General features: G+C 63.8%; 5 protein-coding genes and 1 pseudogene. 4 read left to right on the forward strand and 2 right to left on the reverse strand.

Translation table 11 applies throughout. The features are described from left to right. Positions 1 to 349: pseudogene (locus B141_RS0105580) on the reverse strand (transposase); the annotation flags it as partial. Between the two features lie 457 nt (positions 350 to 806). Between B141_RS0105580 and B141_RS49010 the strand changes: the two are divergent. Then, positions 807 to 1,112 (forward strand): hypothetical protein, encoded by a 306-nt coding sequence (locus B141_RS49010; protein WP_157180820.1) that lies wholly within the window; start codon positions 807 to 809, stop codon positions 1,110 to 1,112. Positions 1,113 to 2,299: 1,187 nt separating this feature from the next. On the opposite strand, the gene B141_RS0105600 is transcribed toward B141_RS49010, so the two are convergent. Next, the gene (locus tag B141_RS0105600; RefSeq protein ID WP_020574188.1) at positions 2,300 to 2,491 is read right to left on the reverse strand and encodes a hypothetical protein; all 192 of its coding nucleotides are present in this window, start codon (positions 2,489 to 2,491) and stop codon (positions 2,300 to 2,302) included. 170 nt (positions 2,492 to 2,661) lie between these two features. On the opposite strand from B141_RS0105600, the gene B141_RS0105605 reads away from it, so the two are divergent. From B141_RS0105605 to B141_RS0105620, 3 genes are all read left to right on the forward strand, one after another. Then, complete coding sequence (locus B141_RS0105605; protein WP_020574189.1) at positions 2,662 to 3,180, forward strand: hypothetical protein; 519 nt, start codon at positions 2,662 to 2,664, stop codon at positions 3,178 to 3,180. A 20-nt stretch (positions 3,181 to 3,200) separates the two neighbouring features. Beyond that, positions 3,201 to 3,380 carry a helix-turn-helix domain-containing protein gene (locus B141_RS0105610; RefSeq protein WP_020574190.1) on the forward strand — a complete coding sequence of 60 codons (180 nt, stop codon included), beginning with the start codon at positions 3,201 to 3,203 and terminating at the stop codon, positions 3,378 to 3,380. 897 nt (positions 3,381 to 4,277) lie between these two features. Then, positions 4,278 to 5,540: a hypothetical protein gene (locus B141_RS0105620; protein WP_020574192.1), complete on the forward strand. Its 1,263-nt coding sequence runs from the start codon at positions 4,278 to 4,280 to the stop codon at positions 5,538 to 5,540. The last annotated feature ends 240 nt before the right edge of the window (positions 5,541 to 5,780 follow it).

Raw genomic sequence — 5,780 nt, forward strand, 5'->3', positions numbered from 1 at the left:
CCCCGATGGCAGGTGATGAAGTCCACTAGAACCGGTGTGGGCGGTCGAGCTCCGCCGCGAAGAAAGCCGACGCCGCCTTCAAGATCTCGTTCGCCCGCCGCAGCTCGGCGTTCTCCCGCTTCAGCCGCTTGATCTCCGTGTTCTCCTCACTGCTGACACCCGGCCGCTGCCCGGCATCGATCTCGGACTGCCGGACCCACTTCCGCAGGGTTTCCGCCGACCCGATCCCCAACTTCGAAGCGATCGACTTGATCGCCTCGAACTCAGATCCATAGTCATCCCGGTGCTCAGCCACCATCCGCACCGCGCGTTCACGCAGCTCAGCGGGATACGAAGACGAACGTGCCATGAGAGTCATCCTTCCAAGGAATGAGCTCTCCGGACACTCCGGGGCGATTCAAGGTGCTGCGGAACCTGCGGCTTCCAACTCCAAGACACCGAACCGCGGACATGCGTCCACTGCATCGGCCAGGCCCGCCGCGACCTCGCCACGATCTTCGAACTCGTCGCGCTCGCAGCCGACAGCATCGACGGATGGGCAGCACGCAGCCCCAGCGCACCCCAGGACGGCCCCAGGAGCCGCGAGCCAGGCATACCCGGTGGCGACCTGCTCGTGATGCTCGCCGGCGGCTCAGACGGCCGCTCACAGATCCGCGAAATCCTCGCCGGCGGGCTGGCGCCTCATGCCGCCGACGAACACCCCACCGACCCGCCGTCCGTGATCCATGCCCTGCAATCCGCCGAGGACGACTGGCGCCGGCTCCTCGGCATGCCGGCCGCCGGCTCAGCGAACCTTCACGAAAACCGTGCGGTTCCTAGACACCAACACTGGATGGGCCGCCCAACACCACCCCGGATTCCCTGACTACGCCGAAACCCTCGGCAAGCTACGCGCCCGCCTCGAAAACCAGCTCCGCGCCGACAGCCAGCCCGAACGATCCGGCGTCGGTTGCTTCGACTGCGGCGGCCAACTCGTCCGCCACTGGACACCCCTGGGCCGGGAGGACCTACGCGAGTGCCGCCACTGCAAAAGGACCTACTCTGACCCGGAGTACTGGCTTGCGCTGCGCGCACAGCTGCAGGAGGCAAGTCATCATGATCGACGTGAGTGACACGACGGCGAGCGACCACAGCAGCGACCGGGGGACCTGACGACATGGCTAAGCGACTGACCCCAGAGGCCCAGGCCGAACTCCGCATCACGACCAACGGGCCCGCCATGAGCGCGACCTGCTACGAATGCGAGTGGCGCATCAGATTCAACGACGATGTGGAGCAATCACGGCACGACGCCTTACGACACGCTCACACGCTCGGGCACAGGGTCGAGATTGTGCAGACTCAGGGGTGGGAGGTCTACCCGCCAGCTGACTGCTCCGAGGCTGTCGCAGGCGTGGATCAAGGCCAGACCGAGTGACTCGCCGAGTGCGAGGCGAAGCGGTTGATCCTGGCCGACTTCCTCGCTGCAGAAAGCGACTGACCGGTGACGACCAGCTTGCCGCGCCACCGCACACGCGCCTTACGCTCTGGCCACGAAGGTTCCGACCCGCACACCTCGCGGATCGTTTGGGAGGTCTGAGTCGACTGCTGGGCACGGCGGACGGGTCCGGTGAAGCCATGACCCTCGCGGTGAATTTCCCGCGTACAGGTCCCAGGATCCCGTAGAGTCCGCGGTTGTGGATGATCAGTTGCCGTACTGGATGCAGGTCGCGGGGTTCTACGCGGCTGCCATTGGAGCCCCGCTAGGAATTGCCTCATTCTTTTGGAATGTCTATTCATGGCGACGCTCCGGCCCCTCGGTATCGGCGGAGATACTCCTAGGGCCAGTGCTTAGGGGATCTGCCGCTGGGATATTCGGGCTCTCAATTGAGAAACCGATCCCCATAGACGCACCCATCTTTCACGACTCCGGCAGCCCGACACAGCTTGCGGTAGCCGTGAAGGTGGAGAACTCCGGACGTCAAGCCGTAACCGTACAGTCTTGCGCTGTCGAAATTGGTTGGGGCGCCCGCCTTGAGCCCGATTTCACGATCCTGGGATCAGTTACACTGCCAGCCCGCCTGGAAGCGAATGACACCAAGGTATTCGCCTTCCCCGCCATCCACCTGCATGCCGCAGTGAAGACTTTCCTCTCGGGCACTCATGGCACGCAGGTGGACGTCATCGCAGTAGCGACACTTGGTGGCGGAAAGGTAGTCCGATCTAGCCCACTGTTCTTTGACGCATCTTCCCGTCGTGATGAGTTTGAGACTTCGTAAATAGAGTATGCGCGACGACGCAAGGCTGCACATGCTGATGACTATCGCTTCGTCCATCGCCAGATCTGAGCGGCGGCGCACACCAGGAACACGAGCCCGCACACCAGGGCAGCCAGCCATACCAACGTTGCGATCAGTCTGGCGGTGGGCGACTCGGTTGCGAAGAGCAGGAGCGCCAGCAGGCCTGCGAACACGCCGACTATAAGGAACCTGAGCCCGCGTTTGATGGTCATGACCCCTCCCCGCCCAGTTGTGTGAAGGCGCTGCCGATCATGCCGCAAGAGCCGATCGAGCGGAACGTTTTCAGCTACAAAGTGCACGTAAGCTGCCCGGCAGGATGCCAGCACAGAACGCTGCGCGCTCCATCGACAACCGTCCGACGTTACCCAGCTACCATCGTGCCATGGAACTTGCGGACTGGCTCTCGCCCCTGCAGCCGGGCGACCTGCCGACATGGGTGGGTATCGTCATCTCACTCATCTTCTCGATCAGCGCACTCGGAGTTTCCATTCGGGCACTGAAGTGGCAACGAATCGGAGCAGAGATGCAGGAGATAGCCGCTCACGCTGCCGTGCGCCAGGCTGATGCCGCCGAACGAGCCATCGATCTTTCGGAGCAGCAGCTCCAGCCCGGGCCGACGACATCAGCCGACCGGGGCCCCGGTTCAGTGTCCTGGGCCTTAGAGCATCCCGGCGGGCACAAGTTCTTGCTACGCAATACCGGAGATGTGACGGCGACTGGCGTAACGATTGATGAGGGCAACCTTCCGATCAGCCGGCTGGTTCCGAAGGACGCGCGGATCCGTCCCGAAGAGAGTGTGGAGTTCCTCATGATCCCCGCCTGGGGCCGCCCAGTCCCAAGTGAGCTGTGGGTCACTTGGGACGGATCGAAGGAGCCAGCAGCAGTTCGGGTGCCGCACTAGTCGACGGGCATACTTGGCGGATGGCCTGGCTCACCGCCGCAGAGATTGCCGCGTTCCTCGGCATCACCCCGTCCGGCGTCCGCCAGATCGTCCGCCGCCACGGCATCCCTCGCCGCGGCACTGGCGCCTACAAGGCAGGCCTGTACGACCTGCACGAGGTGTTGGAATACACAAGTCCGCGGGATCGGCTTGCATCCTGACGTGACAACCTGTCACGCTCACTGGTGGATGGCCGTCGCCGAGAGCGACAACCGTGCCTCTGGGATCATCTCGCTCATGGACTACACCGAGGCATGCGATGACCCGCGACCCGTCCCACCACTTGGCTACTGCGCTCAGTGCATCCGTGGCGGCACCTGGATGCGCGCGGTCGCGATGTGGGAAGGCACGACCCTATGCGGCCAATGCCTGCTGTACATGGCAGGCGTAACTGGGGATGACGACAGCCTGCACGAAGCCGCAAAGGCGGAGGGCAAATCTCCGGAACTTCTGGTCAACGATCACCTGCGCCGTGGACTCCGCAGGAGCGTACGCACGGCTGGGTATTAGCCTTCTGAGCTAGCAAGGGGGCGGCCGTGGCCCTCACCGCCTGGGAGGCCGCGGCCCGCCAATTCGAACCGCCACCCGTCAACCCCTACGTCGCCCGGCCCGTCGACTGGGCACGCGACCAGCTCGGCGTCCACTCTGGTCCAAACAAGCCGAGATCACCCAAGCCGTCGTCAACCACCGACGCACCGCCGTCAAGTCCTGCCACGACGCCGGCAAGTCCTCCATCGCCGGCCTACTCGCCGCCTGTGGATCGCCAACCCACCCGGTCGGCCCGGGGCTGTGACACCCGAGGAAGAAGGGGTCTCAGGGACAGTGTTCGGGTGTGAGTGAAACCCGAGAATTGGACGAGCAACTGGTGACAGCTCGGGCTCGCCACGTGCTGTCATCTTCCGCCCGCGCTGCGGTCGCGAGAGCATGCTCATGCCTTTGAGCGGGCGTTCGCCTGAGGGCTCGCTGACTGGTAGAAGTACAGCAGCACCCTTGCGGTCCCGTCACTGTCTGTCTGGCGGGCTCGATGTACTCCAATGACGCCGACAGGAGTTTCGACCGTGACTCGACTGCTCTCCCTCGACTACGACCCCGTCTACGGCGAGAACGCGGTTCGGTCCCACTTTTCCAGTAGTCGCAGCGTCTTCGATTTCGACGTGGTCATTTGGGACCCGGAGGCGTCCTTCCACGACTACCGGCTGGGTGCGACTAGCTACCAAGGCCTGCAGTGCCTCAGCGACAACGAGTCGGTTAGGTTCAAGTCAGACATCGCACGTCGACGAGAGGAGTTCATCGAGTTCTTGCACTCGGGAAAGGCGCTCATCGTTATCGCCCGCCCGCCGCTCGAGTGCTACGTCGCGACAGGCGAGGTGACCCACTCCGGTACGGGCAGAAGCCACCAGACGAATCGGCTTGTTAGTAGATGGGACCTCCTCAAAGCCGTGCCGACGCCGGCCGAGACCGTTTATAGAGGGGCGCACGGCGACCGCATCGAGGTTCTGGGCGACGGGGCTCTGCCTGCGCTGCTGCGCAAGTACGGCGAGTACCTCACCTATGACGCAGTGCTGACCAATTCGCCCGGCACAGTCATCGCGCGCGTCGCGTCCGCGGCGAACCGTGTCGTCGCCTTCCAGCAGGTTACGAAGGGCGGCGGTCTCTTCACGCTAATTCCGGTCCCGCACTTCCCCCGCTCCGAACACGACGAGGACGAGGAACCACTCGACGACGACTACTCACCCTTTGAGGACGTCGTGGCCTCAGCCTTTCAGGAGGAGTTGCTCGAGGCCGTCTCTAGGACTACGGGCGTACGTGACGACGAACGCCCCGCCTGGGCCGATTCGTACACGACAAGGCCCCAGCGCGAGGCACGAGAGCGCGTCGTCCAGCAGCAACAGGTTCTGGCGGCCGCGAGAGCCGACTTGTCGAGAGCCGAGGCCGAGGTCGTGGCACTGGACGCCCACGACCAGCTCTACCTCGGCACCGGGCGGGCGCTCGAGCTTGAAGTTAAGGAGGTACTCGAACTCCTAGGCGGCGAGGTCACCGACCCGGAGCCTGGTCGCGATGATTGGCGGGTGACATTCCCGGAGGGCGAGGCTGTAGTCGAGGTCAAGGGCGTCACTAAGAGCGCTGCTGAGAAGCACGCCGCCCAGCTTGAGAAGTGGGTGGCCTCCGCGATCACCGAGGACAAGCCCGCGCCGAAGGGGATCCTCGTCGTTAACACATGGCGAGCGACGCCTCTGTCGGATCGAACGGGCGAGGACTTCCCTGCACAAATGATTCCCTACAGTAAGTCCCGAGGACATTGCCTAGTACTACAGCCGTAGATCGTGATCTTGGTTTCGTCGGTGGTAGTGGCAGAGTTTGGCTCGGTGTTGGTGGAGTCGGCGGTATCGGCTCCATCGTTCGGTGTGCCATGGGTGGTGGCGAGGTCGGGTGTAGGTGGCGCGTTTGTGTCGGATTTCGTTGCAGGTAAGCGGGATCATGGCCTGGTCGGTGTGGGGCTGGTCGGCCGATGTCAGGGATGGCCGCGTCGACTGGGCGGTCTGGGATCGTGCGGCGGTGAC

Origin of the sequence: Actinopolymorpha alba DSM 45243, from assembly GCF_000373925.1 — a bacterium.
Taxonomy (GTDB): Bacteria; Actinomycetota; Actinomycetes; order Propionibacteriales; family Actinopolymorphaceae; genus Actinopolymorpha; species Actinopolymorpha alba.

Excerpts from the sequence above, each read along its gene's own strand:
- B141_RS0105600 (WP_020574188.1), bottom strand. The coding sequence starts at position 2,491 with ATGACCATCAAACGCGGGCTCAGGTTCCTTATAGTCGGCGTGTTCGCA.
- B141_RS0105605 (WP_020574189.1), top strand. The coding sequence starts at position 2,662 with ATGGAACTTGCGGACTGGCTCTCGCCCCTGCAGCCGGGCGACCTGCCG.
- B141_RS0105610 (WP_020574190.1), top strand. The coding sequence starts at position 3,201 with ATGGCCTGGCTCACCGCCGCAGAGATTGCCGCGTTCCTCGGCATCACC.